Source organism: Stenotrophomonas sp. SPM, assembly GCF_003105135.1.
Classification (GTDB): Bacteria; Pseudomonadota; Gammaproteobacteria; order Xanthomonadales; family Xanthomonadaceae; genus Stenotrophomonas.
In genome coordinates this window covers 225313-239763 of record NZ_QETL01000001.1, presented here as the reverse complement: position 1 = coordinate 239763, position 14451 = coordinate 225313, and the positions used below count along the sequence as shown (strand labels likewise).

General features: G+C 68.5%; 14 protein-coding genes. 3 read left to right on the top strand and 11 right to left on the bottom strand.

Annotated features, from left to right (window positions below):
* Positions 1-16: 16 nt before the first annotated feature.
* The 7 genes from DCO49_RS01055 to pip form a co-directional block, all read right to left on the bottom strand.
* Positions 17-532 (bottom strand): DUF1697 domain-containing protein, encoded by a 516-nt coding sequence (locus tag DCO49_RS01055; RefSeq protein WP_116862397.1) that lies wholly within the window; start codon positions 530-532, stop codon positions 17-19.
* Positions 529-1170, bottom strand: coding sequence for a response regulator transcription factor (locus DCO49_RS01050; RefSeq protein ID WP_116862396.1), 642 nt, complete (start codon positions 1168-1170; stop codon positions 529-531). Before DCO49_RS01050 ends, DCO49_RS01055 begins: the two co-directional genes overlap by 4 nt.
* Entirely contained in the window at positions 1163-2221 is a 1059-nt protein-coding gene (locus DCO49_RS01045) for an ATP-binding protein (RefSeq protein ID WP_116862395.1), read from the bottom strand. The genes DCO49_RS01050 and DCO49_RS01045 overlap by 8 nt, the downstream gene beginning before the upstream one ends.
* A 131-nt stretch (positions 2222-2352) precedes the next feature.
* Entirely contained in the window at positions 2353-3090 is a 738-nt protein-coding gene (locus DCO49_RS01040) for an MgtC/SapB family protein (RefSeq protein ID WP_207776446.1), read from the bottom strand.
* A gap of 2 nt (positions 3091-3092) precedes the next feature.
* Positions 3093-5852, bottom strand: coding sequence for a magnesium-translocating P-type ATPase (gene mgtA / locus DCO49_RS01035; protein WP_116862393.1), 2760 nt, complete (start codon positions 5850-5852; stop codon positions 3093-3095).
* A 55-nt stretch (positions 5853-5907) separates the two neighbouring features.
* On the bottom strand, positions 5908-6207 hold the full coding sequence (locus tag DCO49_RS01030; RefSeq protein WP_108768980.1) for a hypothetical protein: 300 nt from the start codon (positions 6205-6207) through the stop codon (positions 5908-5910).
* 281 nt (positions 6208-6488) lie between these two features.
* Complete coding sequence (gene pip / locus DCO49_RS01025; RefSeq protein ID WP_116862392.1) at positions 6489-7445, bottom strand: prolyl aminopeptidase; 957 nt, start codon at positions 7443-7445, stop codon at positions 6489-6491.
* Positions 7446-7578: 133 nt separating this feature from the next.
* Here pip and DCO49_RS01020 point away from each other — a divergent pair, with 133 nt between their 5' ends.
* A complete protein-coding gene (locus DCO49_RS01020; RefSeq protein ID WP_116862391.1) occupies positions 7579-8250 on the top strand; it encodes a TraX family protein in 672 nt (223 codons plus the stop codon).
* A gap of 20 nt (positions 8251-8270) precedes the next feature.
* Positions 8271-9380, top strand: a complete 1110-nt coding sequence (locus DCO49_RS01015) for a crosslink repair DNA glycosylase YcaQ family protein (RefSeq protein WP_116862390.1) — start codon at positions 8271-8273, stop codon at positions 9378-9380.
* A gap of 180 nt (positions 9381-9560) precedes the next feature.
* Here the strand turns inward: DCO49_RS01015 and DCO49_RS20605 are convergent, their stop codons facing one another.
* The 4 genes from DCO49_RS20605 to DCO49_RS01000 form a co-directional block, all read right to left on the bottom strand.
* Positions 9561-9695: a hypothetical protein gene (locus tag DCO49_RS20605; RefSeq protein ID WP_279325621.1), complete on the bottom strand. Its 135-nt coding sequence runs from the start codon at positions 9693-9695 to the stop codon at positions 9561-9563.
* Between the two features lie 67 nt (positions 9696-9762).
* Complete coding sequence (locus DCO49_RS01010; protein WP_116862389.1) at positions 9763-11508, bottom strand: PAS domain S-box protein; 1746 nt, start codon at positions 11506-11508, stop codon at positions 9763-9765.
* Between the two features lie 113 nt (positions 11509-11621).
* On the bottom strand, positions 11622-12572 hold the full coding sequence (locus tag DCO49_RS01005) for a cation diffusion facilitator family transporter (RefSeq protein WP_116862388.1): 951 nt from the start codon (positions 12570-12572) through the stop codon (positions 11622-11624).
* A 69-nt stretch (positions 12573-12641) separates the two neighbouring features.
* On the bottom strand, positions 12642-13301 hold the full coding sequence (locus DCO49_RS01000) for an AprI/Inh family metalloprotease inhibitor (RefSeq protein WP_243402605.1): 660 nt from the start codon (positions 13299-13301) through the stop codon (positions 12642-12644).
* Here DCO49_RS01000 and DCO49_RS00995 point away from each other — a divergent pair.
* Positions 13300-14283 carry a CHAD domain-containing protein gene (locus tag DCO49_RS00995; RefSeq protein ID WP_243402604.1) on the top strand — a complete coding sequence of 328 codons (984 nt, stop codon included), beginning with the start codon at positions 13300-13302 and terminating at the stop codon, positions 14281-14283. The genes DCO49_RS01000 and DCO49_RS00995 overlap by 2 nt on opposite strands.
* The last annotated feature ends 168 nt before the right edge of the window (positions 14284-14451 follow it).

The window sequence follows — 14451 nt, the reverse complement described above, 5'->3', positions numbered from 1 at the left end:
CCGACGGAAACAGTGCTCAGCCCAGCCTGGCCGCCATCATCGCCAGCATGGTGACGGTGTTGAGGTTGCGTGCGGTGCCGTGGCCCGCGCAGGGAATGCGCAGCTTTGAATCGGCCATGCCGTCGCCGTAGTGCACGTACAGTGCGCGTGGCCCCAGCGCCAGCTGTTCGTCGTTCACACCTGTCACGCCCTGCAGCGGGTCGCTGGGCAGCGGGCCATCGACGAACAGCGCCACCACGCGGTTGCCAGCGGCCTGCGGGAACGGATTGCGTGCGGCCACGTCGGCCATTTCCGCGGCGCTGCGCACCAGCACGCCCACTGGTCTGCCGGCGCAGGCGTGCAGTCGCGCCGCCAGGGCATCGCGCACCGTCACCTCGTCCGCGCTGCTGCGGAACACCACGTTGCCGCTGGCGATGTAGGTGCGCACCTCGCCGAAGCCCGCGTCCATGCACATCGCCACCAGCTCGGCCATGGGCAGCTTGCCGGTGCCGCCCACGTTCACCGCACGCAGCAGGGCCACATATGCGTTCATGGTGCAGCGGCCTGCAGGCGGTCGTACATGCGCACCAGGTCGACCAGGGTGCGCGCCTCCATCTTGCGCATCACCTGCGCACGCCGGACCTTCACCGTGATCTCGCTGACGCCCAGGTCGGCGGCGATCTGCTTGTTGAGCCGGCCGCGTACCACGCCGTCGACCACGTCGCGCTCGCCAGCGCTGAGGGTGTGCCAGCGTGCCTGCAGCTCGCCCAGCGCCTCGCCCTCGCGGCGGCGCTCGCGGTCCAGGGCAATGCCCTTGTGGATGGCGTCGAGCAGTTCCTGATCACGGAAGGGTTTGGTCAGAAACTCGATGGCGCCGGCCTTGATGGCGTTGACGCCCATGGCGATGTCGCCGTGGCCGGTGATGAACACCACCGGCAGCTGCAGGCCCAGGTCCGCCATGCTGCGGTGGAAATCCACGCCGCTCTGCCCGGGCATGCGCACGTCCAGCACCAGGCAGGCCGGGACATCGTCGCGCGGGTGGTCGAGGAAGGCCTGGGTGGATGCGAAGGCGCGCACCTGCAGGCCCATCGAGGCCAGCAGGTCCTCCAGCGCCGCGCGCACGGACGCGTCGTCGTCGACGACGTAGACGATGGGAGCCGGTTCGGCCGGCGGTGGCAGGGGCTTACGCATGGTCATCCTGGCGGGCTGCCGGCAGCTCGAACACGAAACAGGCGCCGCCGCCGGCCGGACGCTCCGCGCGGATGCGACCACCATTGGCCTCGATCATCGAACGGCTCAGGCTCAGGCCCAGCCCAAGGCCCTGGTCCTTGGTGGTCCAGAACGCGTCAAAGACGCGGTCCGGCTGCTCGCTGGGCAGGCCAACGCCACGGTCGCGCACGCTAAGGCTGACCTGGCCGCGACCATCGCATGCGGTCGCCAGCGCAACGCGGCGCTCGGCAGGCGGCAGCAGGGCCATCGCATCGACTGCGTTCAGCAGCAGGTTGCCGATCACCTGCTGCACCTGCACGGGATCGGCGAAGACCGGTGGCAGGTCCGCATCGAGCAGCAGCGCCACATCCACCTGGTGCTGGTCCAGTTCATTGCGTGACAGGGCCAGCATGTCCTGCACGGCCTGGTTCAGATCGAAGGCGCGGCGTTCCGGCGCGGCGCCCTGGGTCAGGCCGCGGATCCGGGCAATCACGTCACTCGCGCGGTGCGCATCGGACAGGATGCGGGCAATGGCCTGCAGCGCCTTGTCGACATTGGGTGGCGATTGCGCCAACCAGCGCTGGCTGGCCTCGGCGCTGCTGGCGATGGCGGCCAGCGGCTGGTTCACCTCATGGGCGATCGAGGTGGTCAGTTCGCCCACCGTGGAGGCGCGGGCCACCCGCAGCAGTCGCGCCTGGGCTTCCTGCACGGCTGCCTTGGCTGCTTCCATCTTCAGCACCAGCCAGGTGGTGATGCCGATGACCAGCATGCCGATAGTCGAGTTGACCAGGCCGATGCGGTAGATGCCAAAACGGGTCAGGAAGAAGCTCAGGCCGGTAAGCGCGATGCAGGCGGCCGCCAGGATGAGCAGGCCGCGCGGGGCCATCAGCCGCGAGGCGGCGAGGATGACCGCCGCGTAGAAGCAGGCGGCGGCCACGGCATAATCGGTGACGGTGTCGAGCAGGAAGATCGCCGCCATCACCACGATCAGGGCGAGCAGCGCCAGCGGGCGGCGGGGCGACAGCGACGGCATCGGGAACAGCTCCCTGGCGGGTGGTTGGGGGGATGATAAGCGGCGGTGGTATCGGCGGGCCATGCACAGCGGGTCCGGCGGCTGGCCGCGCTGCGCGCTCGCCGGGCATGGCCCGGCGCTACCGGGGTGGGTCATTCTTCGAGACTGGCATTCCAGAATCCCTGCAACACGCCCGGCGTGCCGGCCAGGTTCTCCAGCACCGCATCCAGTTCCGCGGCGTCGACCGAGGTGGCATACAGCACCGCCTCGATCTCCACGTCGCGTTCGCCGAACGGCCGCTGGTCCACCGCGCGCACCGGGTACTGCGCCTGCTCGAGCAGCAACAGCAGCCGGTCCAGCACCTCGGCCTGCTGTTCACGCTGGCAGACCACGTTGATCGCGTACGTCGCCTCACTGTAACCCTGCGCCAGCGGCTGCCGCTGGATGCGGTTGACCACCGGCCGCAGCAGGGTGTTGGCGGCCAGCACGAACACCGCCGCCATCACCGCCTCCGGCAGGAGCTTGACGCCGGCACAGGCACCGACGGCCGCCGAGCCCCACAGCGTGGCCGCGGTGTTCAGGCCCGAGACCTGCGCACCGTCCTTCATGATCGCGCCGGCGCCAAGGAAGCCGACGCCGGAGATCACGTACGCGACCACGTGCAGCGGCGAGGGCGGGCCGCCGTACAGATCGTGGAAACGCACCGCCAGATCGACGAACACCGCCGCACCCACCGCCACCAGCGTGTTGGTGCGCAGTCCGGCGGTGCGCTGGCGCAGCTGCCGCTCCAGCCCGATCGCTGCGCCGAGTACGAAGGCCACGGTCAGGCTCAGCAGCGAGCCCAGCGTGGCGCCGGCGTCGAACGGCGGCAGATTCACCTGCAGGCCCAGCATCACTGCCACCCGTAGCGGCGGATGTAGAGCCGCTTCATCGCCGTGGTCAGCACCGCATAGCCGAACAGGATCGCCACCAGGAACGGCCAGTAACCCAGCGGCAGGGACTGCAGCTTGAAGTAGCCGGCCAGCGGGCTCATCGGCAGCAGTACGCCGATCGCCATGATCGCCGCGGTCATCAGCAGCAGGGCCGGCGCGGCGATGCTCTGCAGGAACGGCACCTTGGGCGTGCGGATCATGTGCACGATCAGGGTCTGGGTGAGCAGGCCGACCACGAACCAGCCGGACTGGAACAGGCTCTGGTCGGCCGCCGTGCGCGCATCGAACACATGCCACATCAGTGCGAAACAGCAGAGGTCGAAGATCGAGCTGATCGGCCCGAAGAACACCATGAAGCGGCCGATGTCGGCCGGGTTCCACTTCAACGGCTGGCGCACGAGTTCCTCGTCCACGTTGTCGAACGGGATGGCGATCTGCGAGATGTCATACAGCAGGTTCTGCACCAGCAGCTGCAGCGGCAGCATCGGCAGGAACGGCAGGAACGCCGAAGCGACCAGCACCGAGAACACGTTGCCGAAGTTGGAACTGGCGGTCATGCGGATGTACTTGAGCATGTTGCAGAACGTGCGCCGGCCCTGGATGATGCCGTCCTCCAGCACCATCAGGCTCTTTTCCAGCAGGATGATGTCGGCCGCTTCCTTGGCGATGTCCACCGCGCTGTCCACGCTGATGCCGATGTCGGCCGCGCGCAGGGCGGGGGCATCGTTGATGCCATCGCCGAGGAAGCCGACCACCTTGCCCTGCGCGCGCAGGCAGCGCACCAGCCGCTCCTTGTGCAGCGGCGTCAGGCGGGCGAACACCCGGTGCTGCTGCAGGGCATGCGCAAGCGAAGCATCGTCCATGCGTTCGATCTGCGGCCCGGTCACGATGGCATCGGCCTCCAGCCCGACCTGGGCGCAGACGCGGGCGGTCACCAGTTCGTTGTCGCCGGTGAAGACCTTGACCTCCACGCCATGCGCGGCCAGTGCCTGCAGGGCCTGCGCGGTCGACTCCTTGGGCGGATCGAGGAAGGCCACGTAGCCGACCAGGGTCAGGCCGCACTCATCGGCCTGCGAATACACCAACTGGCTGGCCGCGGTCTCCTTCATCGCCACGGCCACCACGCGCAGGCCCTGTTCGTTCAGTTCCTCGGTGGTCTGCCGCACCCGCGCCAGCCGCGCCGCGTCCAGGGGCTGGTCGATGTCGCCCTCACGCACGGTGCTGCACACCGCCAGCATCTCCTCCACCGCGCCCTTGCAGATCAGCTCGTGGTGGTCCTCGCGCTCGGCCACCACCACCGACATGCGGCGGCGCTGGAAGTCGAACGGAATCTCATCGACCTTGCGGTAGTCCTGCGACAGGCGCAGCGAGCTCTGCAGCTCCACGTGCTCGAGCACGGCCCGGTCGAGCAGGTTGATGAGCCCGGTCTGGAAGTGGCTGTTGAGGTAGGCGAACTTCAGCACGTCCTCCGAATCCTGGCCGAACACATCGGTGTGGCGCTCCAGCGCGATGCGGTCCTGGGTGAGGGTGCCGGTCTTGTCGGTACACAGCACCTCCATCGCACCGAAGTTCTGGATGGCATCCAGGCGCTTGACGATCACCCGCTGCCGCGACAGCAGCACCGCGCCCTTGGCGAGGGTGGAGGTGACGATCATCGGCAGCATTTCCGGGGTCAGCCCGACCGCCACCGACAGCGCGAACAGGAAGGCTTCGGTCCAGTCTCCCTTGGTCCAGCCGTTGATGAGCAGCACGAACGGCACCATCACCAGGGCGAAGCGGATCAGCAGCCAGCTCACACTGTTGACGCCGGCCTGGAAGGCGGTCGGCGCGCGCTCGGTGGCGGTGCTGCGCTGGGCCAGCGTGCCGAAGTAGGTGCGGTTGCCAGTGGCCAGCACCACTGCCGTGGCCGTGCCGGACACCACATTCGTGCCCATGAACAGCAGGTTGGCCTGTTCCATCAGCCCTGCGTCGGCATCGCCCGGGCTGGCGAATTTCTCCACCGGCAGCGACTCGCCGGTCATTGCGGCCTGGGCGACGAACAGGTCCTTGGCGCTCAGCACGCGGCAGTCGGCCGGGATCATGTCCCCGGCCGAGAGCACGATGTGGTCGCCCGGTACCAGCGCACGGATCGGCAGGTCGAGCAGGCGCGAGGGACGCCGGCTGTGCAGGTGTGCGCCGAAGTACTGGTCGGCCAGATCCGCCGCCTCGGTGCCCGCGCTGCGGCGCAGGACCCGGGAGGTGTTGCCGACCAGCGCCTTCAGCCGTTCGGCCGCGCGGTTGGAGCGACCCTCCTGCACGAAGCGGATGAGCGTGGAGAGCACCACCATCGCAGCGATCACCACCGTGGCCTTGGCGTCCTCGGTCAACCAGGACACCGCCGCAAGCACGCTGAGCAGCAGGTTGAACGGATTGCGGTAGCACTGCCACAGATGGCGCCACCACGGCAGCGGCTTTTCGTGATCGACTTCATTCGGACCGAGACGGGCAAGGCGATCAGCGGCCTCCTGCGGGCTGAGGCCATCGCTGTGCGAATCCAGCGCGGCCAGCAGGCGGGCATCGTCGAGGCGGGCCAGGGTCAGCAGGCCATCGGTGAGTGCGGAGGGTGCGGCATCTGCCGCACCACGGCCAAAGGCGGCCTCGGGCAGGGCGCGGCGGCGGAACAGGCTTCCCGCGCGGCGGCTGCGCAGGAAGGCGTTGAACCAGGCGTTGAGCAGGCTCATGGGGGTCATCCTCGGAAGTCCCGACCCGGGATGCCGGGTCGCGTAGTGGCGTGGGTCAGGCGCGGCGCAGGGCCAGCACGGACGGCGACCACGGCTGCAGGTGCAGGCGCTGGCTGCCGCCGATGCACAGCGGCTTCATGGCGTCGCGCAGAGGGTGGGGCAGGTGGCGCAGCACGGTGATGCGCTCGCTGATCGGCAGCAGCGACAGCGCGTCGGCGACGACCCGCGGTGAACCGAGCGCCAACGCATGGGCGAACAGCACCGGGCCGTGCTGCAGCAGGCGGCTGCGCAGGCCGGCGACATCGCGCTCACCGATCAGGCGGCGCAGGCTGATGTAGAGGATCTTGTAGGACATGGGAAACTCCGGGCAGGCGACGCCCGGGGCCCCCATCACGCGTGCGGACAGGGACCGGCGATGGGCGCCAGCAGGGAACAGGCGGCGGCACTCCGGGGCGCGGTGCGCCCGGCAGGGTCGGGGTCCATCAGCGTCTCCATCGGTGGGGCCTGTGTGGGCCGGTGGCGCTATTGTCCGCGCGCGGCCGCGCCGGGCCTAGATGCCCGTGGGTAAGCGCGGATATACGTTGGTATAGAGGCGCGCGCGATGCGTGGCGAACGCCATCCACGCGTGGCGTGGATCTACAAACCCGCGGAACGATCCGCGAACGCGTCGCTCGCGCGGATCAGCGCGTCGGTGGTGGCCGGCTCGGTGGCGCTGTGCCCGGACAGCACCATCTCCAGCCGGGCTTCCGGCCAGGCGCAGGACAGGTCCCAGGCGCTGCGCGCCGGGCAGATGATGTCGTAGCGGCCCTGCACGATCACCGCGGGCAGATGGCGGATGCGATGGACGTCCCGCAGCAGCTGGCCGTGCTCGAGAAACGCGTTGTGACGGAAGTAGTGCGCTTCGATGCGGGCCTTGGCCAGCGTGTCCAGCGGATCGGCATCGGAGACCGCATCGACATCGTGCACCAACGTGGCGGCGTGGTCCTCCCACCCCAGCCAGGCGAGGCCAGCAGCAATGCGCGTGTTCTGGTCGGCGCTGTCCAGTCGCTTCCAGTACGCGGCAATCAGGTCGCCACGCTCCTCCTCGGGAATATGTGCCTCGTAGCGCGCCCAGCGTTCCGGGAAGATCCAGCGGGCACCGCCGTCAGCCTCGGCGAACCAGGCGTTCTCCTCGGCGCGCCCCAGATAGATGCCGCGCACGATCACGCCGGTCGCGCGCTCGGGATGGGCCTGTGCGTAGGCCAGCGCCAGCGTGGAGCCCCAGGAGCCGCCGAACACCAGCCAGCGTTCAATGCCGAGGTGCGCACGCACCCGCTCGATGTCCTCCACCAGATGCGCGGTGCTGTTGTCGCGCAGTTCGCCAAACGGCGTGGAGCGGCCGCAGCCGCGCTGGTCGATCAGCACGATGCGGTAGCGCGCCGGATCGAAGAAGCGACGATGCGTGGGCGAGACGCCAGCCCCCGGGCCACCATGCAGGAACACGGCGGGGATGCCCTCCGGGTTGCCGCACTCTTCGATATGCAGCGTATGCAGTGCGTCCACGGCAAGGCGATGCTCGCGGTAAGGCGTGATCGGCGGAAAGAGCGTACGCATGGCGGTGTCTCACGAGCAGGAACGACAAGCATAACGGTGCCGGTCGGACGGCGTCGCATCGCGCGTGGTTCCAGTATCCTCGGCGTACAGGAACGGCCGTGCGCGCGCAGGCTGCCATCACTCCGGGAGCGGCATGGACCAGCAGGATGCAGCGAAGCAGGCCGTAGCGCCGTATACGCTCAGCAGTGGCGGCCGCGAGGTGATGAAGTGGATCGCCCTGCTGCTGATGACCGGCGACCACGTCGCCAAGGTCGTGTCCGGTGGTCATGTGCCGGTTGTCAGCGAGCTGGGGCGCGTCGCGTTTCCGCTGTTCGCGCTGGTGATGGCCTGCAACCTGGCCCAGCCCGGTGCTGACCTCGGCAAATCGATCCGGCGTCTGCTGCTCTGGGGCGCGATCGCCCAGCCGCTGCATCTACTGGCCTTCGGGCAGCCGCTTCCGTTGAACATCCTGCTGACCTTCGCCGTTGCGGCGCTGGCCGTGCTCGCACTGGCGCAGGGCCGGGCCTGGCTGATACTGCTGGCAGGCGGCGTGCTGCCGATGCTGGTCGACTACCAGTGGGAGGGCGTGGCGCTGGTGGTGCTGGGCTGGATCGCGTTCCGCAACCGGCTGTGGTGGCTGCCGCTGCCGGCCCTGGCAGCGCTGTGCTGGACCAATGGCAACGGCTGGGCGCTGCTGGCGGTGCCACTGCTGTGGGCATTGGCCCGGGTGCCGTGGCGGGTGCCGCGCTGGCGCTGGTCGTTCTACCTCTACTACGTGGGCCATCTGGCGGTGCTGGCGGGCTATGCGATGGTGGTCGGCCGCTGACCGATGGCCGACAATAGGGCATGCCCGCCACGCCGACCCTCGATGATCTGCGCTGTTACGCCATAGCGCGCACGCTGTTCAGGCCGACGACCCTGCTGGCGGCCATCCGCCGCCTTGGGTTCGTCCAGGCCGATCCCATCCGGGCTCCGGCCCGCGCCCAGGACCTGATCCTGCGGCACCGGGTGAAGGGGTATCGGGCCGGTGATCTGGAACGACGCTACGCACGCCTGCCGGTGGAAGAGGATTGCCTGGTCAACTATGGCTTTCTGCCGCGTGAACTGCTTGCCCTGATGCACCCGCGGGTTTCATCGCGGGTCTGGGATGAGGCGACTCGCCGCAGGGCGGCCGAGGTGCTCGAATTCGTGCAGGCGCGTGGCAGCGTGCATCCACGCGAGGTGGACCAGGCTTTCGCGCATGGCCGGGTGACCAACTATTGGGGCGGCACCAGCAACGCCAGCACCCATCTGCTCGATGGCATGCACTACCGCGGCATGCTGCGCGTGCAGCGGCGCGACAGCGGAACACGCATCTACAGCGTGGCCGATCACCCGCAGGCAGACACCGGCTCCGCCGCGCAGGTGCAGCGTGCCGCCGCCCTGGTCGACCTGGTGGTGCGCAAGTACGCGCCCCTGCCGGCCGCCAGCCTGACCTACCTGGTGCGCCTGCTCGGCTATGGCGCGCCGCACCTGGCGGCACCGCTGCAGCGGGCGCTGCGCGAGGCCCGGCAGACGCTGGCCAGCGCCGTTGTCGAAGGAACGACCTGGTACTGGCCGGCGGAAGAGAATCCGCGCTCGCGGCGCTTCGCCGTGGATGAGCAGGTCCGCCTGCTGGCCCCATTCGATCCGGTGGCGTGGGATCGTCGGCGCTTTGAGCTGCTCTGGGGTTGGACCTACAAGTTCGAGGCCTACACGCCCGCAGCGAACCGGCGGTTCGGCTACTACGCACTGCCACTGCTGTGGCGCGACCAGATCATCGGCTGGGCCAACATCACGACGCCCGAGGGCCGATTGCAACCGGCGTTGGGTTACGTCACTGGCAAGGCGCCGCGCGAATCGGCGTTCCGCGCGGCGCTGGACGACGAACTGCAGCGCATGGACGACTTCCTGCACGGACCGGGCAGAGGCGCCTGAGCGGCGCCTCCATGGTCAGCCTCGTCCTCGACCTGACAGTGGCGTCACGCCAGTGGTGGCGACGGCGGACGAGGTGACGGCCATTACGTGTTCGCACTCCTCCAGGCGCGCATTGGCGACGGCCTGGGTCGCGCCGCACTGGGTGCAGGCGAGGATGGTGTCCCCATCCAACCGCGCGATCTATGCGCCTTCGGTGCGGGTGACCTCACCGCAGGCTTCGCAGCGCAGTGCCATCGAATGGATCTGCACGATGGCGCCTGCCGGGTCCCTGTCTGCATCGAGAGCCAATACGAAAAAACGACCGGTATTGGCCATGGCACTGTCTCCGTAGAGCCTGCTGGCAGGGTGCCCTCAGCACTGGCTGCAGGGCGTGACGGAAGGCTCAATCGGATGTGGATGCGGACGTCCCCGGCAGCACGGCGTCATCCTCGCGCTGGACCTGGCGGACCCGCTCGCGGGTGCTGTACAGGCCGTTGTCGGCGCGATGGATGGTATCGGCGACCAGCTCGCCACGGGCATGCGTGGCCGCGCCCATCGAGAACGCGATCGGGGCGAGACCGGCGTTCTGCTCGTACCAGTGCAGCAGCGCCTGCAGGCGCTCGCGGGCCGGCTGGACCAGTACCACCATGAACTCATCGCCGCCCAGCCGGACTTCGCTCTCCCCGGCGCCCAGCGGCAAGCGCAGGAAGGTAGCGAACTCGACGAGGATGGCATCGCCGCGACGGTGGCCCTGGGTGTCGTTGACCTGCTTGAAGTGGTCCAGGTCGAACACCACGCAGGCCCAGGATTCGGTCTCCAGCTGCTCCAGCCGGTGCAGGTAGCGGCGGTTGTGGCACAGGGTCAGCGGGTCGCGCTGGGACAGTTCGCGCAGACGCTCTTCCTGCTGTCGCAACGCGGTGACATCCTGCGCGTGGCCGAGCACGAAGGGCGGGTGCGCCTCGCTGTCGAGGACGTTGTTGTAGGCCCAGTAGCGGCGGCTGCCATCGGCGGCGATCAGCTCGATCACGCCGGCATCGGTGTGGTTGCTCTCGATCCGCGCCAGGTAGGCCTTGAAGGCATCGCGCTTGTCCGCGGGCATCAGGTCGCACAGGCTGCGGCCGACCATCTGGCTCTCGAGGAATCCCAGCGACTGCACCGCCGCCGGATTCACCGACGTGACGGTGCCGTCGAGGGTATGCGTGCAGATCAGGCCCAGGCTGTAGTGGAACAGACGCCGGTAGCGCACTTCGCTGGCCTCCAGTGCGTCCAGCACCGCGCGTTCCTCGGTGATGTCCTGGATGGCCCCGACCAGGCGTGGTCGCCCCTCGACCTGCTGGCGGCTGCCGACCACGCGTGTCCAGATCGCGCGGCCATCGCCGGTGGTCATCGGCAGCTGCACCTCCCATGGTGTGCCGGCCTCGATGCAGCGCTGCACCGAGGCCTGGATGATGGCGCGACTATCATCGCGGTAGAACAAGAGGGCGCTGTCCAGGGTCGGCTCGTAGCTGGCGCGCACGCCGTGGATCTGCTTGGTTTCGCGGGTCCAGCGCACTTCGTTGCTGGTCAGGTCCAGCTCCCAGCCACCGACCTTGGCCGCGGTGTTGGTGCGCTCGAGGAAGTCCTCGCTGCGCTTGAGGTCGCTGTGCAGGTGCTGCGCCTGGTCGACTTTCTGCAGTAGCGTGGCACGCTGTTCCAGCACCTGGGTGGTGACCCGGCCCAGGTGCACCATCAGTTCGCGCTGCGAGGGCGACAGCACGCCGGGCATGGTGTCCAGCAGGCATAGGGTGCCGATGCGCGCGCCATGCGCGGTACCGAGCGGGATGCCGGCGTAGTGGCGGATGCGCAGCCCGCCGGTGACCAGCGGGTTGCTGGCGAACAGCGGGTCCTGGCGCGCATCGGGGATCTCCATCAGCGCATCGCGTTCGATGGCATGCGTGCAGAAGGATGTGTCGCGGGGCGTTTCGCTGGTATCCGGCAGGCCGATATTGGCCTTGAACCATTGCCGGTGCTCGGCAACGATGGAGATCAGGCCCATCGGCATGCCGGTGGCGGCCTGGGCGGCGGCTACGATTGCATCGAAGACGGGTTCGGGCGGAGTATCGAGCACTCCCAGACGGTCGATCTCGCAAAGTCGGAAAGCTTCATCCATAGCTGGCGCGCTGGCTTCTGCAGGGAAGGGCGGGGCAGGCCCCACGCTAGTGGGGTAATTGTTAGCATTCCGCGTTCCCGGGTGATGCCCGCGTGAGGCGGGCCGACGGCGTCTCAGGTGTGCTTCTTCAGGGCGGCCTGCCGTGCAGCGAAGACTTCCGGGGTCTGCGGCTTGACGAACAATGCCACCAGTTCGGGAAATTCGTCCTTGACCGCCGTCTCGATACGGGTGATGCAGGCTTCGATCTGCGGTGTCCGGCGGTCGTCCTCGAACTCGGCACTGAGCATGGCCACCACCTGTTCCGGGCCCATCTGCATGGTGGTCACGCCATTGGCACGAAGCAGGTCGGGATCAGTCACCGCCACCGCCATGATCCGCTGTGCCACCGCCGGGTGCGCCGGTTCACCCACCAGCAGGCCCTTGGTTTCGCGGGCCAGCAGGAAGGCGGTCACCGCGAGCACGGCGGCGATGCACAGGGAGGCCACTCCGTCGAGCACGGGCATGTCCAGCAGCTGCGCAGCGAGCAGGCCGGCGAGGGCGAAGCCCAGGCCGAGCAGCGCCGCGCTGTCTTCCAGCAGCACGGTGAAGGTGGACGGGTCCTTGCTGCGCCGGAAGGCCTTGAAGTAGCCCATCGACCCCTTGCTGCGGCGGAACTCGCGCAGGGCGATGTACCACGAGCTGCCCTCGAACAGCAGTGATACGCCCAGCACCGTGTAACTGAGGGCGTGGTTCGTGGCCGGCTGCGGATGGCGGATGTGCTGGATGCCTTCGTAGGCCGATACACCGGCGCCGGCGGCAAACACCAGCAGGGCCACGATGAAGCTCCAGAAGTACAACTCACGCCCATAGCCGAACGGATGCAGCGTGTCGGGCGACTTCTCGGCACGGCGCAGGCCGTACAGCAGCAGGACCTCGTTGAGCGTATCGACCAGCGAATGCACGCCTTCGCTCAGCATGGCCGAACTGCCGGAGATGCCGGCGGCGACGAACTTGGCGATGGCGATGGCAAGGTTGCCGAACAGCGCGGCGTAGACGACCAGGCGTGAGCCTGTGGGAGCGGCCATGTCAGGGGGCAGGTTGAACAGACACCCCATGGTGCGATGGGGGGTGTCCGTGCCGCGTATATGGTCCGCTCAGCGCTGTCGCGGGTTGAGGTAGATGCGGGTGCCGTCCGACTCGCGGCGGCCCGTCCAGCGTCCGCCACCGCTCGGGCGGAAGCGGCCGATGACCTGGTTGTTGGTGTCGGTCAACAGCAGCTGGTTGCCTGACAGCAGCCAGCGATTGACCGAGAAGAAGCCATCGGGGCAGCCAGCCGGCACCCAGGCGCCGTAGCCGCCAAACCACTGGCTGTCCTTCAGCGTGATGGTGCAGCTGCTGCCGTTCTCCTGGCCCAGCGTCCAGTCGCCGAACAGATCGCTGTCGTTGACCGGGGGGGCACCGCGGTGGCGGTCATGGCCCCAGTCGTCACCGCGGTCGTCGGGGCGGCCGATATCCACTTCGACGTCGGAGCCGTGGCTGCGTGATTCCGAATGCGAACTGCCGGTGGTCGTGGTCTCGGTGGTCATCGAGCCCATGTTGCCGAAACCGGAATCGCCCTGCGTCTGGTCGCTGTCGTCCTGGCCCGTGCCGGTGTCCGACTGGGTGGTGACGGTGGCCTGCGAGCTGCTGGACGACTGCGTGGTGGTGGTGTCCCGGCCGAAGCCGATCGATGCGTCCTGGGCCATGGCAGCGGCAGGGAGGGCAAGGCTGCACAGCGCCAGCAGCCCGTAGTGCGGGAAGAGCTTGGCCATCATGGAATCCTCGTTGGGGAACGCTGAAACCGCTGATCTGCGTGTGGGGCGGCAGCCTCCCCCGCCGGCGGAGCATAGCGCCGGCCGTGCGGGGCGGCGTGAGGGTGGCGTGCAGAGGCAGGCCACCCGCGCGTGGCCCGGGCAATGTGAACGGGGCAGCCCTGGGCTGGGGATACACTGCGCCTTTACCCCCGCGGGGCAGTCCCCGATGTCCGCAGCAGACCCTGGCGAGTCGGTTCGAAAACGGGCGATGCAGGAATGCCGCTCGATCATCGCGGCATTGTCGGCGTCGGACGATCCGCATGCCGCCATCCATGCCGCGCGCAAGGCGATCCGCCGGCTGCGTGCGCTGCTGGCACTGTTGCACGATTCGGCACTGGAACTGGATGACGCGGACCGCCGCCTGCAGCGTCTGGGCGACAGCCTGTCCGACCTGCGCGACGCCCATGTAGTGGTGCAGGCCGCAGTCTACCTGCAGGACGCGCACGCAGCTGAAGCGTGGCCGGGCATCATCGCCCGTTTGGTCCAGCGCCGCGACCGTCTGCTGCAGGAGGCCCTGCAGCGCGACCCCCGATTCGACCGACGGGTGCGCCGCGTAGTGATCGTGCAGGAACAGCTTGCGAAACAGCCCTGGGCGAAGCTGCGTCGCTCGACGCTGCGCAGCAACCTCGAACGCAGCCAAAGACGGGCGAGAAAGGCCGCCCTGCGTGCGAGCGACGACGGCGGGACCGATGCGATTCATCGCTGGCGACGCAAGGTCCGCCGCCTGCGCATGCAGCTCGACGTGGCGCAGGCGCTCAAGCTGCACGCCGGGCACGCGGAGCCGAAAAGCAGCGATGCCCGGGCCCTGCACCGGCTCAGTGATGTACTGGGCGAGCGGCAGGATCTGCAGCTGCTGCGCAACCTGGTGCGGGCGATGCCGGCGGCAGACGGCAAGGCGCGGGTGCTGGACCAGCTGCGGGATGCCGAAGCAGCGGACGGCTGAGTTCGCCAGGCCAAGCCTGGCGAAAATCTTCAGGCATCCTGGTGCCGGTTGAGGCCGCCGCGCTCGCCGGGCTTACCGTAGCTAGCACCAGGCCATGCCAGGCGAACATCCTCTGACATCGTGGCTTCTGCGGTCAGGCGCATAGGCGCAGATGGAGGGCCATCGCTA

What these genes read in the sequence shown, in the direction of transcription:
- DCO49_RS01055 (WP_116862397.1), bottom strand. Translation starts at nt 532, where the DNA reads ATGAACGCATATGTGGCCCTGCTGCGTGCGGTGAACGTGGGCGGCACC.
- DCO49_RS01050 (WP_116862396.1), bottom strand. Translation starts at nt 1,170, where the DNA reads ATGCGTAAGCCCCTGCCACCGCCGGCCGAACCGGCTCCCATCGTCTAC.
- DCO49_RS01045 (WP_116862395.1), bottom strand. Translation starts at nt 2,221, where the DNA reads ATGCCGTCGCTGTCGCCCCGCCGCCCGCTGGCGCTGCTCGCCCTGATC.
- mgtA (WP_116862393.1), bottom strand. Translation starts at nt 5,852, where the DNA reads ATGAGCCTGCTCAACGCCTGGTTCAACGCCTTCCTGCGCAGCCGCCGC.
- DCO49_RS01030 (WP_108768980.1), bottom strand. Translation starts at nt 6,207, where the DNA reads ATGTCCTACAAGATCCTCTACATCAGCCTGCGCCGCCTGATCGGTGAG.
- pip (WP_116862392.1), bottom strand. Translation starts at nt 7,445, where the DNA reads ATGCGTACGCTCTTTCCGCCGATCACGCCTTACCGCGAGCATCGCCTT.
- DCO49_RS01020 (WP_116862391.1), top strand. Translation starts at nt 7,579, where the DNA reads ATGGACCAGCAGGATGCAGCGAAGCAGGCCGTAGCGCCGTATACGCTC.
- DCO49_RS01015 (WP_116862390.1), top strand. Translation starts at nt 8,271, where the DNA reads ATGCCCGCCACGCCGACCCTCGATGATCTGCGCTGTTACGCCATAGCG.
- DCO49_RS20605 (WP_279325621.1), bottom strand. Translation starts at nt 9,695, where the DNA reads ATGGCCAATACCGGTCGTTTTTTCGTATTGGCTCTCGATGCAGACAGG.
- DCO49_RS01010 (WP_116862389.1), bottom strand. Translation starts at nt 11,508, where the DNA reads ATGGATGAAGCTTTCCGACTTTGCGAGATCGACCGTCTGGGAGTGCTC.
- DCO49_RS01005 (WP_116862388.1), bottom strand. Translation starts at nt 12,572, where the DNA reads ATGGCCGCTCCCACAGGCTCACGCCTGGTCGTCTACGCCGCGCTGTTC.
- DCO49_RS00995 (WP_243402604.1), top strand. Translation starts at nt 13,300, where the DNA reads ATGGAATCCTCGTTGGGGAACGCTGAAACCGCTGATCTGCGTGTGGGG.
- DCO49_RS01000 (WP_243402605.1), bottom strand. Translation starts at nt 13,301, where the DNA reads ATGATGGCCAAGCTCTTCCCGCACTACGGGCTGCTGGCGCTGTGCAGC.